The sequence below is a fragment of the Agrococcus sp. HG114 genome, from assembly GCF_024723325.1.
Lineage (GTDB): Bacteria > Actinomycetota > Actinomycetes > Actinomycetales > Microbacteriaceae > Agrococcus.
Map to the genome: position 1 here is coordinate 53,147 of NZ_JANQCH010000001.1, position 15,428 is coordinate 68,574.

At 67.0% G+C, this 15,428-nt stretch carries 10 protein-coding genes; 9 read left to right on the plus strand and 1 reads right to left on the minus strand.

Annotation, left to right across the window (positions count from 1 at the left end; all coding sequences use genetic code 11):
- Positions 1 to 661 precede the first annotated feature (661 nt).
- The 5 genes from NWP09_RS00260 (at position 662) to NWP09_RS00280 (ending at position 9,569) form a co-directional block, all read left to right on the plus strand.
- Complete coding sequence (locus NWP09_RS00260) at positions 662 to 5,476, plus strand: type ISP restriction/modification enzyme (protein ID WP_258273539.1); 4,815 nt, start codon at positions 662 to 664, stop codon at positions 5,474 to 5,476.
- Positions 5,473 to 6,042 carry a hypothetical protein gene (locus NWP09_RS00265; RefSeq protein ID WP_258273540.1) on the plus strand — a complete coding sequence of 190 codons (570 nt, stop codon included), beginning with the start codon at positions 5,473 to 5,475 and terminating at the stop codon, positions 6,040 to 6,042. The genes NWP09_RS00260 and NWP09_RS00265 overlap by 4 nt, the downstream gene beginning before the upstream one ends.
- A complete protein-coding gene (locus NWP09_RS00270; protein ID WP_258273541.1) occupies positions 6,039 to 6,788 on the plus strand; it encodes a DUF429 domain-containing protein in 750 nt (249 codons plus the stop codon). The genes NWP09_RS00265 and NWP09_RS00270 overlap by 4 nt, the downstream gene beginning before the upstream one ends.
- 109 nt (positions 6,789 to 6,897) lie before the next feature.
- Positions 6,898 to 8,769: a DUF262 domain-containing HNH endonuclease family protein gene (locus NWP09_RS00275; protein ID WP_258273542.1), complete on the plus strand. Its 1,872-nt coding sequence runs from the start codon at positions 6,898 to 6,900 to the stop codon at positions 8,767 to 8,769.
- Positions 8,770 to 9,038: 269 nt separating this feature from the next.
- The gene (locus tag NWP09_RS00280; protein WP_258273543.1) at positions 9,039 to 9,569 is read left to right on the plus strand and encodes an SHOCT domain-containing protein; all 531 of its coding nucleotides are present in this window, start codon (positions 9,039 to 9,041) and stop codon (positions 9,567 to 9,569) included.
- A gap of 99 nt (positions 9,570 to 9,668) precedes the next feature.
- On the opposite strand, the gene NWP09_RS00285 is transcribed toward NWP09_RS00280, so the two are convergent.
- Positions 9,669 to 11,129 (minus strand): aldehyde dehydrogenase family protein, encoded by a 1,461-nt coding sequence (locus NWP09_RS00285; RefSeq protein WP_258273544.1) that lies wholly within the window; start codon positions 11,127 to 11,129, stop codon positions 9,669 to 9,671.
- 117 nt (positions 11,130 to 11,246) lie between these two features.
- Here NWP09_RS00285 and NWP09_RS00290 point away from each other — a divergent pair, with 117 nt between their 5' ends.
- The 4 genes from NWP09_RS00290 to NWP09_RS00305 all read left to right on the plus strand — a co-directional run bounded on the left by NWP09_RS00290 (position 11,247) and on the right by NWP09_RS00305 (position 15,396).
- A complete protein-coding gene (locus NWP09_RS00290; RefSeq protein ID WP_258273545.1) occupies positions 11,247 to 11,990 on the plus strand; it encodes an IclR family transcriptional regulator in 744 nt (247 codons plus the stop codon).
- A 161-nt stretch (positions 11,991 to 12,151) separates the two neighbouring features.
- The gene (locus NWP09_RS00295; RefSeq protein ID WP_258273611.1) at positions 12,152 to 13,237 is read left to right on the plus strand and encodes a Zn-dependent alcohol dehydrogenase; all 1,086 of its coding nucleotides are present in this window, start codon (positions 12,152 to 12,154) and stop codon (positions 13,235 to 13,237) included.
- 58 nt (positions 13,238 to 13,295) lie between these two features.
- Positions 13,296 to 14,621, plus strand: a complete 1,326-nt coding sequence (locus NWP09_RS00300) for an MFS transporter (protein ID WP_258273546.1) — start codon at positions 13,296 to 13,298, stop codon at positions 14,619 to 14,621.
- The gene (locus NWP09_RS00305) at positions 14,614 to 15,396 is read left to right on the plus strand and encodes an HpcH/HpaI aldolase/citrate lyase family protein (RefSeq protein ID WP_258273547.1); all 783 of its coding nucleotides are present in this window, start codon (positions 14,614 to 14,616) and stop codon (positions 15,394 to 15,396) included. Before NWP09_RS00300 ends, NWP09_RS00305 begins: the two co-directional genes overlap by 8 nt.
- Positions 15,397 to 15,428 lie beyond the last annotated feature (32 nt).

A 15,428-nucleotide genomic window follows, 5' to 3' on the forward strand; every position in this document is an offset into this window, starting at 1 on the left:
CATCACTCTCGGGCCTTAGCTGGGAGGGCGCTCCCACTCGACTCTCGACGGAGTCCGGGCTTGACGAGCTGCTCCGCCGTGACAGCGCGGGATGGCCGTCAGCGATTGGCGATGCGGCTCGCCGGTTCGCCGGACTGATTGACAGTAGCTCGACGGTGGTGTGGTGTGACCGATACCTGCTTCCGCACACTGATCGACTTGTCGAGTTTCTCCATGCGGTCCGGCAGCATTCGAAAACAGGCGTCAACGTCCTGACCATGAAGGAACCGCCCGGTCACGTGTACTCTGCGAGCGATGCGCGGCGTCTGCTCGCAGTCCCTGGTGTACGCCTGCGATTCATGCATCGTGGTTCAGTGGCGTCCCTGCATGATCGCCATCTTGCTTCTCTTGATGGCGGAGGGGGGTTCGTGCTGCCGGAAGGCCGAGTGGTCCTTGCCCTAGCGGCCGCCGGGAGTGCCGTCGTAGCACCAACGTCCGGATTTCCCATCGACTACGCCAGAATGTGGGCTGAGTCCATCGACCCCACTTGACGGATGTGCAGGCGGCAGCGACTCGAAGCGGATGTGTCCGGACCAACGGCCGGAGTGTGTCAGTACCACTCTGACGAGCGTTCTCTACCTAGGCTCGACAGTATTCCCCGCAAATCCCAAGGATCACGGCAATGACGAAGTCGATATACGACGTTCTTGACGAGTACCGCGCGCTCGCGCTCGACAAGCGCAACCAGGGCGACCTGTTCGAGTACCTCATCCAGTCCTTCCTGCGAACGGCACCGCTGTACCAGCAGCGCTTCAGCGACGTTTGGCTCTGGCGTGACTACCCGGGTCGCAACGGTCGCGCGGACACCGGCATCGACCTGGTCGCGAAAGATCGCGAGACCGGTGATCTGACCGCGATCCAGTGCAAGTTCTACGACGCCGGCCACGTCATCAGCAAGGCGGAGGTCGACGGCTTCCTCGCCGCATCGGGCAAGCACGGCGAGTTCGCCGCCCGCCTCTTCGTCTCCACAACAGACCATTGGGGAAAGAACGCTCAGGAGACCATCGAGGGCCAACACCCGCCGGTGATGCGCCTGGGCGTGCACGACCTGGGCGACAGCGGCGTGGACTGGTCGACCTACTCGTTCGACAGGCCCACGGAGCTCCAGCCTGACGCGAAGAAGAAGCTTCGGCCATACCAATCAGAGGCCATCGCTGCCGTTCGAGCAGGGCTTACCGAGGGCGAACGCGGCAAGCTGATCATGGCGTGCGGCACGGGCAAGACATTCACGTCGTTGCGCGCCATGGAGGACGTCGTGCCGGAGGGCGGCCGCGTGCTGTTCCTTGTCCCTTCGATCGCGCTGCTCTCCCAGACGCTCAAAGAGTGGACCGCCGCCGCAGAGTCGCCGATTCGTGCGTTCGCGGTCTGTTCCGACGTGCGCGTCGGCAAGCGCAGCCGCGACGACGACGCCGCCGACCTCACCCTCACCGATCTGGCTTACCCAGCGACTACCGATGCGACCGGTCTCGCAGCCCAGTTCAGCAAGCGCTTGGGCGCTGGTAAGACCACCGTCGTCTTCTCGACCTACCAGTCGATCGGGGTGATCCACGAGGCGCAGCAACAGGGCGTCCCTGACTTCGACCTCATCATCTGCGACGAGGCGCATCGCACCACCGGAGTGACTCTTGCCGACGAGGAAGAGAGCCACTTCGTGAAAGTGCATGATGCCGAGTACATCCGCGGCTCGAAGCGTCTGTACATGACGGCGACGCCCCGCATCTATGGCTCCGAAGCGAAGAAGGTGCAGGCCGACGGCGCAGCCGTGCTGGCGTCGATGGACGACGAGTCGCTCTACGGCCCGGAGCTCTACCGCCTCGGCTTTGGCGAAGCCGTTGCAGGCCGGTGGCTGACCGATTACAAGGTCATCGTGCTCGCCGTCGACGAGCGGCAGGTGAGCCGCAGCATGCAGAGAGTGCTCGCAACCAGCGAGCACGAGATCGACCTGCCCGACGCCGCCAAGATCGTTGGATGCTGGAACGGCCTCGCCAAGCGCAGCGACGACCCCGAGGACTTCGGCCGAGACCGCGCCCCCATGCAGCGAGCCGTCGCGTTCACCCGCAGCATCCGTGACTCGAAGCAGTTCGCCGAGCAGTTCGAGGAGATCGCGGGCGAGCTCGCGAGCGACGATCGCCCGCCGCGTTGCGAGGTGCAGCACGTCGACGGGGGCATGAACATCCTCGAGCGCAACGGCCGCCTCGACTGGCTGCGCGAGGGCGGCAAACCCGGCGAGTGCCGCATCCTCTCGAACGCGAAATGTCTCTCGGAGGGCGTCGACGTGCCGGCGCTCGACGCGGTGCTGTTCCTGAACCCGCGCAACTCCATCGTCGATGTCGTCCAGTCGGTCGGGCGCGTCATGCGGCTCTCGGCCGGCAAGGAGTACGGCTACGTCATCCTGCCGGTCGCGGTGCCCACCGACCAAGAGCCGGACGTCGCCCTCAACGACAACAAGCGCTTCGAGGTGGTCTGGAAGGTGCTGCAGGCGCTGCGCGCGCACGATGAGCGCCTTGACGCGACTATCAACAAGCTTGATCTCAACCGCGACAAGCGCGCGAACGGGCAGATCAGCATCATCGGCGTGAACACAGACTCGCGGGCGGCGGATGCGTGGGCCGGCGACAGTGCGCCGGTGCGGCTGGGCGAGTGGGACAGTGACGGCGTGCCTGTCACCCTCGGCGCGGAGGCAGCGCAAGCCGCCGCCGTGCGCGTGCAAAGCTCGCAACTCGCCTTCCCCGGATTCGAGCAGTGGGAAGACGCGTTCTACGCCCGCATCGTCAAGAAGGTCGGCACGCGCCGCTACTGGGAGGACTGGGCGAAGGACATCGGCGAGATCGCCCAGCGCCAGATCACGCGCATCACCGATCTCGTCGAGGGATCCGACCATGAGCTGCGGCAGCAGTTCACGCGATTCCACAAGGGCCTGCAGGACAACCTCAACCCGTCGGTCAAGCGCGACGACGCCATCGAGATGCTGGCGCAGCATCTGATCACCCAGCCGGTGTTCGACGCGCTATTCGCCCACGAGGACTTCTCGCGCAAGAACCCGGTCGCGCAGGTGATGCAGGGGATGCTCGACGCGCTCGAAGGGAAGAACCTCGGTGCCGAGACCAAGACGCTCGAGAAGTTTTACGACGACGTACGCATCCGCGCCGAGGGTCTCGACAACGCGGCAGCCAAGCAGCATGTCGTCAAGGAGCTCTACGAGAAGTTCTTCTCACACGCTTTCAGCCGCACTAGTGATCGCCTCGGCATCGTCTACACGCCGATCGAGATCGTCGACTTCATCCTGCGCTCGGTCGACGACGCTCTGTACGCCGAGTTCGGTTCGCGCATCACGGATGAGGGCGTCCATGTACTCGATCCGTTCACGGGCACTGGCACATTCATCGTGCGCCTGCTGCAATCGGGCCTCATCGCTCCCGACGAGCTGCCACGCAAGTACCGGCACGAGCTGCACGCCAACGAACTGGTGTTGCTCGCGTACTATGTCGCCGCGGTCAACATCGAGGAGACGTACCAGTCGCTGCGGGGCGGCAACCACGTGCCATTCGACGGCATCGTGCTCACCGACACCTTCCAGATGACTGAAGACGGCGACGAGCTTGACGGCCGCGGTGTTTTCCCCGTCAACAACGAGCGCGTGCAGGCGCAGCTCGAGCGACCGATCCGCGTGATCGTCGGGAACCCTCCGTACTCCAAGGGGCAGGACTCCGGCAATGACGACAACCAGAACCTGAAGTACCCGACGCTCGACAAACGCATTGCCGACACGTACGCAAAGCGCTCGACCGGCACGAATAAGAACAGCCTGTATGACTCGTACATCCGAGCGATTCGATGGGCGAGCGATCGCATCGGCGACCAAGGCATCGTCGCCTACGTCTCGAACGGCGGGTTCATCGATGGAAATACGGCGGATGGTCTACGCAAGACTCTGCAGGACGAGTTCAGCAGTCTCTACATCTTCAATTTGCGCGGCAATCAGCGCACGGCCGGCGAGCAGTCTCGTAAGGAAGGCGGCAAGGTCTTCGGCGGCGGCAGCCGCGCGACGATTGCGATCTACTTGCTGGTGAAGAACCCGCAGCAGCGCAATGGCGGCGTCTTCTACCGCGACATCGGCGACTACCTCAGCCGCGAGGAGAAGCTCGAGACGATCGCCAAGGCCGGCTCGTTTGCGGCGCTCGACTGGCGACGCGTCGAGCCGAACGACGAGGGTGACTGGCTCGGGCAACGGTCCCCCGAGTTCGAGAGCTACACGCCGATCGGCAGCAAGGATCCCGCCGACAAGCACCGCGCCCGCTTCCTCGAGTTGTACTCGCGCGGTCTCGCGACTGCCCGCGACGCCTGGGTCTACAACTACTCAGCTCCGGCACTCGAGGCTAACGTGCGCCGCATGGTCGAGTTCTACAACGCGCAGGTTGACGCCGCTCTCGGCGGAGGGCCGCAGGACCGCGTCGTCGACGCCTCGAGGATCAGCTGGGGAGCTGGGCTCCAGAGTTTGCTCGAGCGTGGGATACGGATCCAGGTCGAGCAACACCGGTCTGCCACGGCAACGTATCGCCCGTTTTCGAAGACGCACCTTCACTTCGAGCCGCGATTGCTCGAGCGCACTTACCAGATGACAAAGCTCTACCCGACGCCCGAATCTAAGAACTGGGGGTTCGTGCTGACATCCCCGGCATCGCACTACCCCACGTTCGAGGTGCTTGCCGTCGACACAGTGCCCGATCTGCACTCGCTCGACACCGGGCAGTTCTTCCCGCGCTACCGTTTTGAGCCGATCGACCACGATCTGCTCGCGGGTCTCGAACCTGCGGATTCCGGTTACCGCCGCATCGACAACGTCACCGACGAGATCCTCGCCGAGTACCAGGCAACGTTCGGCAAAGGCGTGACGAAGGACGACATCTTCCACTACCTGTACGGCATCCTTCACAGTCCCGACTACCGGGCGCGCTTCAAGACCGACCTCAAGAAGATGCTGCCGCGCATCCCTAAGGTGCGGGCCTTCCGCGAGTTCGCAAGCGCCGGTGCCGAGCTCGCACGACTGCACATCGGCTACGAGACGGCGACGCCGCATCCGGTCGCCATCGACCGACGCGAGGGCGCCTCGTTGCGCGTCGAGAAGATGCGCTACGGCAAGACGGGCGGGCAGGTCGACAAGTCGATAATCGTGTACAACAACGGCATCACCGTACGCGGCATCCCGCTCGAAGCGCAGGAGTACATGCTCGGCGCCCGCTCCGCGCTTGACTGGATCCTCGAGCGCTATCAGGTGAAGACCGACAAGCGCTCCGGCATCGTCAACGACCCGAACGCCTGGGGCGAGGAGCACGGCGACCCGCGCTACATCCTCGACCTCATCGGCCGCATCACGACGGTCAGCCTCGAGACCGTGCGCATCGTCAGGTCGCTGCCCGAGCTGGATGTGGTTCGTTGATACGTGAGGACCCTTGGTACACCGCCCGCCGGGAGCGCTGGAGGCCGGAGCGAGTCCGACTGCTGCTCGTCGCGGAGAGTCCTCCCGCAGTCGATGGAGGTCAGCGGCGCTACTTCTACGACGATGATCTGCTTAAGGAGGACGGGCTCTTCCGCGAAGTCGCGAAGGGCCTCTGCAATGCGGGTTCGCTTCGCTCGGGCGCTGGCGCCAAGGTGCCCTGGCTCGGCGCTCTTCGCGATGCAGGCGTCTTCCTCATCGATCTGTCGCCCGTCCCGGTCAACCGACTGGGCGCAAACCGCAACAGGACTTTGGCCTCGAGCGTCGCCGACTGCACCGCGCGAGCCGTCGCGCTTGGGCCCGAAGGGGTGATCCTTGTCAAGCGGAGTGTGCACGAGCTGCTTGCCGATCCCTTCAAAGCGGCGAGCCTGCCGTTGCTGCACGAAGAGCCGGTCCCTTTCCCGGGGTCTGGCCAGCAACGACGCTTCCAAGAGCGCTTCGCCGCTGCGGTCGCCGCGTTGAACCCGCCCCTCGATCTACCGATACCCCTCCGGCCGGCTCCTCGATGAGCGTCACCGTCGGCGTTGACCTCGCCTCCCAACCTTCGAAGAGCGCGCTGGCCAAGATTGAGTGGACCGCTGGCGGCGCGAGCCTCGTAGAGCTCACAACGTCATGCAGCGACGAAGTGCTGCTCCGACACATCGAGGCTGAAGACGGCGTCCTTGCGATCGACTGCCCGTTCGGATGGCCGCGCCACTTCACGGAACTGCTCATCGCTCACCGAGATGGAGTCAAGCAAGCCAACTTCGACGAGCCTTTCATCGAACGCAGGACACTTCGAGCCACCGACATCTACGTGCGCGCAGCGACGAGCATGACCCCACTCCGCGTCTCGGCGGACCGGATCGCCTTTCCTGCGCTCAGGCTTGCGCGTGTCTTCGCGGCTGCCCGGCAGCCGATCGCGAGGGACGGCTCAGGCCGGGTGGTCGAGGCCTACCCTGCCGCCGCTCTGAACCTCTGGGGGTTGCCGTTCCGCAACTACAAGCGCACCGAGGGCCTTCGCGGACGGGAGGCCATCGTCTGTCAGCTCGAGGATGCCGCTCCATGGCTTGACCTTGCAAGCCACCGCACCCTGCTTATCGCCTCCGACGATGCGCTGGACGCCGTTGCATGCGCTCTGGTAGCTCGAGCGGCGCAGCTGGGGCTAACGCACATGCCGGAGGATCGCGACGTCGCATTGGAGGAAGGCTGGATCCACCTGCCAAGCGGATCGCTGGACGACTTGCGCCCCGATGGCGAGGCGACTGCCGTCTGAGCATCAGAGGTCAGAGAAGACGTCGAAGGAGGGGTGCCGAGCGCTCGATTGGCGCGCACTACGCCGGAGCTGGCGTTCGACCCGGTACCGTGCAAGCTGGAGGTACTCAATGTCGATTCAGCCCCACTACCGCACGATCAGCGAACTCCTCAAGAATCGTACTTTCGCCATCGATGAATATCAGCGAGAGTACAAGTGGGAACACCGTCACATCGAGGAGCTCATCAACGATCTGGTGAACCGGTTCCAGGGCAGCTATCGCGACGGGGACACACCGCGGTCCGTGCCGGATTACAGTGACTACTTCCTCGGCTCGATCATCGTCACGCAGCGTGAGGGCCGCAGCTACCTGGTCGACGGCCAGCAGAGGGTCACCTCACTGACGCTGCTTCTCATCTTCCTGTACCGCGAGGCCAAGGCACGAAGCCTCAACGTCGCGTCGACTGTTGCGGACCTCGTCTACTCGGACAGCTACGGCGAACACGTCTTCAACCTGGATATACCAGAGCGGACGCCCGTACTCCGCGCGCTCTTCAACGGCGAGCCGTACACGTCGAGCGGCCAGGACGAATCGATCGGGACGATCCTTGCCCGCTACGACGACATCGATGCGAACGACTTCGAGGACGAGCTCGGCGATGCGCTCGAAACGTTCGTTTACTGGCTCATCAACCGTGTCGGCCTGATTGAGATCGTGGCGTCCAACGACGCGCAGGCCTACGCGATCTTCGAGACGATGAACGATCGCGGCAAGCCGCTCAGCCCGGTTGACATGCTCAAGGCTTACCTACTCGCGCCCGTACACGACGAGGCCGAGCGCGCTCGTTCGAACAGCGTCTGGCGCAGGATGACGCTGGAGCTCAACACGTCGGGAGATGAGCCCGATCCGGAACGTGATGCGGTGATGATGAAGGCGTGGCTTCGCAGCCAGCATGCCGAGTCGGTTCGCGAGAGAAAGGCCGGGTCTCTGGATCGCGACTGGGAAACGATCGGGACCACCTTCCACCGCTGGATAAGAGACAGCCCGGAACGACTTCGCGTCGGGGATGCCGCCCGCAACGTAGAAATCATGACCGAGGAACTGCCGTTCTTTGCGGGTGCCTATCTGCGCATCATGGAGGCTTCACGCCGCTATACGCCCGGCCTCGAGCACGTCTTCTACAACGCCCACAATGAGTTCACCTGGCAGCCGACGGTCCTGCTGGCTCCGCTCGAGCGGCACGATGATCCAGAGACAGTACGAAGGAAGATCGCCGCGACAGCCGCGTTCCTCGACATCTGGATCATGCGACGGGTGTCGAACTACATCCGGGTGGGCTACTCGACCACAAGCTACGCGATGTACCTGCTCGTGAAGGAGATCCGACGTAGGCCACTCGAGGAACTTGTCGAGCTGCTGACGCGCCGACTGGAGGAGGATGATGTCACCTTCGAGGGCGCCCCCTCGCGGGGTCGGTCTGGGATACGCGATCTCGCCCTAAATCAGTTCAGCAAGCGTTACATCTACCATTTGCTGGCGAGGATCACCGCTTACGTCGATCTCCGCGCGACGGGAGCGGACCGGTTCGCCGAAACGGTCGACCGTGCCCGGCACAACCCCTTCGACATCGAGCACATCTGGCACGACGACCATGACTACTTCGCCGCGTCCTTCCCGAGTCGCTCCGACTTCGAAGCCGCACGGAATCGCATCGGCGGTCTACTGCTGCTACCGGCTGACGTCAATAGAAGCGTCCAGGCGAAGCCATACGAGGAGAAGGCTCGGCAGTACGCGAATCAAAACTTCTTCGCGGCGAGCCTGACGAGTCAGCCTTACTCCCACCAGCCCCAGTTCCGAACGCTGATCGAGCGCGATGGCTTGCCCTTCCGCCCAATGGAGCGGTTCGGGGTAGCTGAGCAGGCGGAACGCGGAGAGCTCGTGCTTGATCTCGCTCAGCGTGTCTGGTCGCCCGATGGCGTGAGACGCGCAGCCGGGTACTGACGGAACGTCGGGCACTCGCCCTCAGGACGCGAACATCCACCGTCTGCGCGCCGCGACAACACAGAGCGGGTTCTTCGTGCAGCGCTTTCGACGCGGGACTTTTTAGGACGCGATCGGGCGCAGGACATCGGATTCGCCCGCTCGCCCAATAGAGTCATGCCATGGCATACGGACAGGTAGTCGGCGGAGACTTCCATGGCGCGACGGTGACTACTGCCCCGTTCGGGAACTCACTTATTGTGCAGGGCGGGTTCACTAGGCGAAAGCTGGTGCCTGAGCAGGTCGCCGCGTGGGTCGAACAGCCCGCTGATGCCAATCCGAGCAAGATCAGTGCCATCGGCAAGGCGGTAGCGGGCGCGGTCGCACCGCGGATGCTGAGCAAGACGGCCTCGGCAGCTGTCGGTGCCGCGCTGGACACGACTGTCCGCCCCCCGCGGTTCGTCCAGGTCGATTGGGTGGACGGCAAGCAGTCCCTCATCAAGATGTCTGAGAGCCTCTTCACGCACTTCGCGATCCTGCTCCGCGATCGCCGCAGCCCCGATCCCGAGCCAGCCGCCACGGCCGCCGCCGTCGAGCCCACCCGTCCCGCAGAGCCTCCTACGGCGGCGCAGCAGGCGTTCACGCTCGTGTCAGACCTGGTTCGGGACCGACTTCCCCGACCGGAGGCAACCGCTGCCGCCGTGCCTGTCGGCGCGGAAGTAACTGAGCGGCTCAAGGCGCTGGCCGCGCTACGCGATCAAGGAATCCTGACTGAGGACGAATTCGTCGCGAAGAAGTCGCAGCTACTCGATCGGCTTTAACCGTCGTCGCGTGGCGTGAGCCCCTCGGGGCTCAGTGAACCGCCGAGTGCGAGCACGAGCCGCCGCCACAGCGAGCCGACATAGTCGCGTCGAAGTCAGTCAACCGTCGACGCGCTGCGGCACCTCCAGCGGGTTCTCGTCGCGCAGCGCCTCGGGCAGCAGCGCCGCCGGGAAGTTCTGGAACGCGACGGGGCGTAGGAAGCGGGTGACGGATGCGGTGCCGACCGCGGTCGTCGTCGGCGCGGTCGTCGCCGGATACGGGCCGCCGTGCTGCTGCGCGAAGGTGACGGAGACGCCGGTGGGCCACTGGTTCCAGAGCACGCGGCCCGCGCGGTCGACGAGCGCCGGCACGAGGCTGCGCGCGAGCTGGAGGTCGGTCGGGTCGTCTTCATCCGCGACGACCGTCGCGGTGAGCTGGCCCTCGAGGCCACGGGCGACCCGGGGGAGGTCGGCGGCATCCGTGTAGGTGACGACGAGGCCGGCAGGGCCGAAGACCTCGCGCACGAGCGCCTCCGGGTCCTCGAGCACCGCATCGATCGTCGTGAGCAGCAGCGTCGCCTCAGGCGGCGACTGGCGGCTCGCCTCGCCCTCGCGCAGCACGGACACGTCCGAGCGGCCGGTCAGCTCCTCGAGCCCCGCGACGAAGCCCTCCTGGATGCGGTCGTTGAGGAGCGGCGCCGGAGCCGGCACGGCTGCGCGACGCAGCGCATCCACCACCCCCGACTCCGCCGGCGCGAAGAGCACGCCGGGCTTCGTGCAGAGCTGCCCCTGGCTGCCGGTGACCGACGCGAGGTACTCCGTCGCGATCTGCTCCGCGCGGCGCGACGCGGCGCCGGGGGCGACGAATGCGGGGTTCACGCTGCCGAGCTCGCCGTAGAACGGGATGGGCTCGAGGCGCGCGTTCGCGATGTCGAACAGCGCGCGGCCGCCACCGATCGAGCCGGTGAACGACGCAGCCTTGATCGCCGGGTGCTGGAGCGCCGCGACGCCGTTCTGGGTGCCATGGATGACCGACACGAGGGCGGCCGGGGCACCTGCGGCGATCGCGGCCTCGCGGATGACGGCCACCGTCGCGTCGGAGAGTCGCGGGTGGCCCGAGTGCGCCTTGACGAGCACGGCGTTGCCGGCCGCGAGCGCCGCGGCGGTGTCGCCGCCTGCGACCGAGAAGGCGAACGGGAAGTTGCTCGCCGCAAAGTTCAGCACCGGGCCGATCGGCACGAGCATGCGGCGGAGGTCGGGCCGCGGCGCGCCCATCGGCCAGTCGGGGTCGGCCCTGTCAATGCGGACGTCGAGGAACTCGCCGCGCTCGACCTCGTCGGCGAAGAGCCGCAGCTGGAAGGTCGTGCGCTTCAGCTCACCCTGCAGCCGCCCCTCTGCGAGCGCCGTCTCCTCCTGCGCGATCGCGATGAGGTCGGCGCCAGCCGCGTCGAGCGCGTCGGCGATCGCCCGCATCACTCGCGCGCGCTCGGCGTACGGCGTGGCAGCCCAGAGGGCGGATGCCTCGGCGACCTCGAGGACGGCCTCGTCAGTCGTGCGGTCGATCGTCGCGGTCTCGGTCATCGGGTCCTCCAGTCATGAGCAGGCCCACGGCGGCAGCGCCGCGGCTCGCTCCATTGAATCCCGAGCGCCGCCTACACTGGGGTCATGAGTTCCGATGAGCGGAACACTCCGCGCTCCATGATCGGTCGAGTGGCCGCGGTGCTCGGCGCGTTCAGCGGCGAGCGGCCGGTGCTCGGCGTGAACGACATCGCGCGCTCCGCGGGGCTCGCGAAGTCGGTCACCTCGCGCATCGTGAGCGAACTCGTCGAGGCGGACTTCCTCGAGCGCGCCGACAACGGCGTGCGCGTCGGCATCCGGATGTTCGAGCTGGGCGAGCTCGCGCAGCGCTCGAAGGAACTGCGCCAACTAGCCCTGGCCGCGATGGCCGACCTGCGCCAGGCGACCGGCATGACCGTGCAGCTGAGCGTGCTGAAGACGCCCGATCAGGTGTACGTCGAGATCCTCCGAGGGCGCGACGCCGACATGGTCATCCGTTCACGAGTCGGCGGGCGCGTGCCGGCCTACGCGACGGCCGGCGGCAAGGCCGTGCTCGCGCACTCGAGCGAGGAGGTCATCGAGCGCTCGACGCCGCAGGTCTTCGAGCCGCTCGGACCCGGCACGGTCGCCGACGAGGCGGCCTTCCGGCGGCAGCTCGAGGCGGTGCGGGCGAACGGCTTCTCGCACGAGGTGGAGGAGTCGAACCCGGGCGTCGAGTGCGTCGCATGCCCGCTGCTGCGGGCCGACGGCACCCCGATCGCCGCGATCTCGGTGACCGGGCCAGCGGGCCGCGCCGACATGCTCCAGTACGCCCCCGCAGTGCGCATCACCGCCCTCGGGCTCAATCGACGCATCCGCGCGAACTCGGCGTTCAGCTCGCTGTAACCCGTTCCGCTGGCCGGAACGCGGTTTGCACCACACCGCGCTGCCGCCCCTACCGTGAACGGCGTCGTCAGACATCGACTGCAGCGCACCGAAGCGCGCAGGGCCGCCACTCGGCATCGATGCGCAGCGACCGATCGATGAGGAGGCGCCGCGTGAAGGCGATGGTGATGCACGAGACCGGTGCACCGCTCGTGCTCGAGGAACTCGAGCTCGACCAGCCCGGCCGCGGCGAGGTGCTCGTGCGCATCGAGGCCGCAGGCGTCTGCCACAGCGACGTGCACTACATCTCGGGCGGTCTCACCGCTCGGACTCCGATCGTGCTCGGCCACGAGGGCGCCGGCATCGTCGAGGAGGTCGGCGACGGCGTCACTGGGTTCCGCCCGGGCGACAAGGTCGTGCTCATGTGGCGCCCGCGCTGCGGCGAGTGCGAGTTCTGCCTCACGGGGCAGCCGGCGCAGTGCGCGCTCGGCAAGGTGCACGGCCAGACCAACGGCCTGCTGCGCGGCGGCACCCGCCTCAGCAAGGACGGCGTGCGCTACCACCACCTCATGGGCGACGCGTGCTTCGCGGAGCACGCGGTCGTCTCGCAGGAGTCGCTCATCGCGATCGACAGCGACATCCCCTCCGAGATCGCCGCGATCGTCGGGTGCGCAGTCATCACCGGCATGGGCACCGTGCTCAACAGGATGCCGGACCTCACGGGCAAGTCGGTCGCCATCATCGGCGCAGGCGGCGTCGGCCTCTCCGCCGTGATCGCCGCGCAGCTCGTCGGCGCCGCGCAGATCATCGTGTCGGATGTCGTGCCCGCCCGCCTCGAGAAGGCGCGCGAGCTCGGCGCGACCCACACGATCGACTCCTCGACCGAGGGCTTCACCGACCGGGTGCTCGAGATCACCGGCACCGGCGTGCACTACGTGCTCGAGGCCATCGGCCGCCCGGCGACGATCCGCGCGGGCTTCGAGGCGCTCCGCCCAGGCGGCACGGAGGTCGTCGTCGGCCTGGGCGCGGTCGGCGAGGAGCTCTCGATCCCGATCAACCTGCTCGTGCAGGGCGACCGGAAAGTCGTCGGCGCGCTGTACGGCTCGTCGAACACGCCCGTGCAGCTGCCCGAGATCCTCCGGCTCTACCGCGCGGGCCGCCTCCCCCTCGACCGGCTGCTGGACCAGTCGTTCGCGCTCGAGGACGCCAACGAGGCGATCGAGCACCTGCGCACCGGCGCCGTCGGGCGCCCGATCCTCGTCCCCTGAACCTGCCCTTCCCTTCCCACCGCACCGACGCATCCGCATCGCTCTCAAAGGAGACAGCATGACCAGCACCATCGACGAGAAGCCGCCGACGACCCCAGAGGTCGTCGTGTCGGCGAAGGACCGGCGCCGCGCCCTCTGGGGCAGCGCGGTCGGCTCGACCATCGAGTGGTACGACTACTTCCTGTACGGCACGATGGCCACCGCCGTCTTCAACCTCCACTTCTTCCCGAGCGAGGACCCGGTCGTGAGCTCCATGCTCGCGTTCGCCTCGTTCGCGCTCGCGTTCCTCGTGCGCCCGCTCGGCGGCGTCGTGTTCAGCCACGTCGGTGACCGCATCGGTCGCAAGAAGACGCTCGTCATCACGCTCACGCTCATGGGCGTCGCGACGATGCTCATGGGCGTGCTGCCCGACTACGCCGCGATCGGCGTCGCAGCGCCGATCCTGCTCACGCTCCTGCGCCTCGTGCAGGGCCTCGCGCTCGGCGGCGAGTGGGGCGGCGGCCTGCTGCTCGCGGTCGAGTACGCGCCCAAGAACCGCCGCGGCTTCTACGGCGCCGTGCCGCAGGTCGGTGCGCTCGCCGGCCTCGCGCTCGGCAACCTCGTGACGATCGGCGCGCGCGCTGTCTTCCCCGAGGATGCGTTCGAGTCGTTCGGCTGGCGCATCCCGTTCCTGCTCTCGGGCGTGCTGCTCGTCGTCGGCCTCTGGATCCGCTCGAAGATCGACGAGACCCCGTCGTTCCGCAAGGTCAAGGCCGAGGGCACGACGCAGAAGCTGCCGATCGCCACCGTGATCAAGCACTACTGGCGCGAGGTCCTCATCTCGACCGGCGCGAAGTTCGTCGAGACGAGCACGTTCTTCATCTTCGCGACCTTCTCGATCTCGTACGCGAAGAACTTCGGCTACGACTTCGGCGCCATCCTCGGCTTCCTGCTCGTCGGCGCGATCCTCGGCATCGGCGGCATGCTCTTCTACGGCGGCCTCTCCGACCGCATCGGCCGCAAGAAGGTGTTCCTCGGCGGCTCGGTCGCGGTGGCGATCTTCATCTTCCCGTACCTCGCGATGGTCGCGAGCGGCAACCTGTGGCTCGCCGGCCTCGCCATCATCCTGTCGTTCGCGGTCGTCTGGCCGACCTACGGCTCGCTCATCGGCACGGTGCTGGCCGAGAACTTCGCGCCCGAGATCCGCTACACCGGCGCCTCGCTCGGCTACCAGGTGGGTGCGGCGATCGTCGGCGGACCGGCCCCGCTCATCGCCACGGCGCTGCTCGCGGCGTTCATGGGCAGCTGGATCCCGGTCGCGGTCTTCGTCGTGATCTGCGCGGCAGTCGGATTCATCTCGGTCTCGTTCGTGAAGACTCGCCACACCGAAGAGCTCGATGCCTGAGCAGCGCTCCGCTGAGCCGGCCCGGGCGCCCCGCGTGGGCGCCTGGGTCGCACTCGATGCCCCCATCGCGACCGAGCAGATCGCTCGCGCCGGCTTCGACTACGTCTGCGTCGACGGCCAGCACGGCGTCATCGGCTACGACGCGCAGGTGCGCGCGCTGCTTGCGGTCGCAGCCGGCGGCGCCGAGCCGTGGGCGCGCGTGTCGACGAACAGCGCCGCCGAGATCGGGCGCGTGCTCGACGCGGGAGCGCGCGGGGTGATCGTGCCCCTCATCGACACGGCGGCGGAGGCTCGCGCGGCGGCAGAGGCTGCCCGCTATCCGACGTCGGGCGGCCGCCGCTCCTACGGGCCCATGCGGCTCGGCCCGCACTTCGGCGCGACGCCGGAGGAGACGGATGCGTCGGTCACGGTGCTCGCGATGATCGAGACCGCGTCGGGGCTCGCCGAGCTCGACTCGATCCTCGACGTCGAGGGCGTCGACGGCGTTTACGTCGGCCCGTACGACCTCTCGCTCGCGCTCGGCGCGCGCGTGCCGTTCGAGGATGCCATCGTGCCGCGACTCGACGCGGAGCTCGACCGCATCGCCGCCGCCTGCCGCGAGCGGGGCAAGATCGCAGGCGTGCACTGCGCGGACGGCGAGCAGGCCGCCCGCCGCATCGAGCAGGGCTTCACGATGGTGACCGCGGCGACGGATGTGTCGTCGCTCCGGGCGGACATGCAGCGGCAGCTCGCGGCGGCGACCGGCTCACGCCTGGGCGCCGCGCGCGCCTACTAGACCCGAGCAGGGACGAACGGGCGGGCGTGGGT

Coding starts and splice junctions, on each gene's coding strand:
- NWP09_RS00260 (WP_258273539.1), top strand. CDS start 662: ATGACGAAGTCGATATACGACGTTCTTGACGAGTACCGCGCGCTCGCG.
- NWP09_RS00270 (WP_258273541.1), top strand. CDS start 6,039: ATGAGCGTCACCGTCGGCGTTGACCTCGCCTCCCAACCTTCGAAGAGC.
- NWP09_RS00275 (WP_258273542.1), top strand. CDS start 6,898: ATGTCGATTCAGCCCCACTACCGCACGATCAGCGAACTCCTCAAGAAT.
- NWP09_RS00285 (WP_258273544.1), bottom strand. CDS start 11,129: ATGACCGAGACCGCGACGATCGACCGCACGACTGACGAGGCCGTCCTC.
- NWP09_RS00290 (WP_258273545.1), top strand. CDS start 11,247: ATGATCGGTCGAGTGGCCGCGGTGCTCGGCGCGTTCAGCGGCGAGCGG.
- NWP09_RS00295 (WP_258273611.1), top strand. CDS start 12,152: ATGGTGATGCACGAGACCGGTGCACCGCTCGTGCTCGAGGAACTCGAG.
- NWP09_RS00300 (WP_258273546.1), top strand. CDS start 13,296: ATGACCAGCACCATCGACGAGAAGCCGCCGACGACCCCAGAGGTCGTC.
- NWP09_RS00305 (WP_258273547.1), top strand. CDS start 14,614: ATGCCTGAGCAGCGCTCCGCTGAGCCGGCCCGGGCGCCCCGCGTGGGC.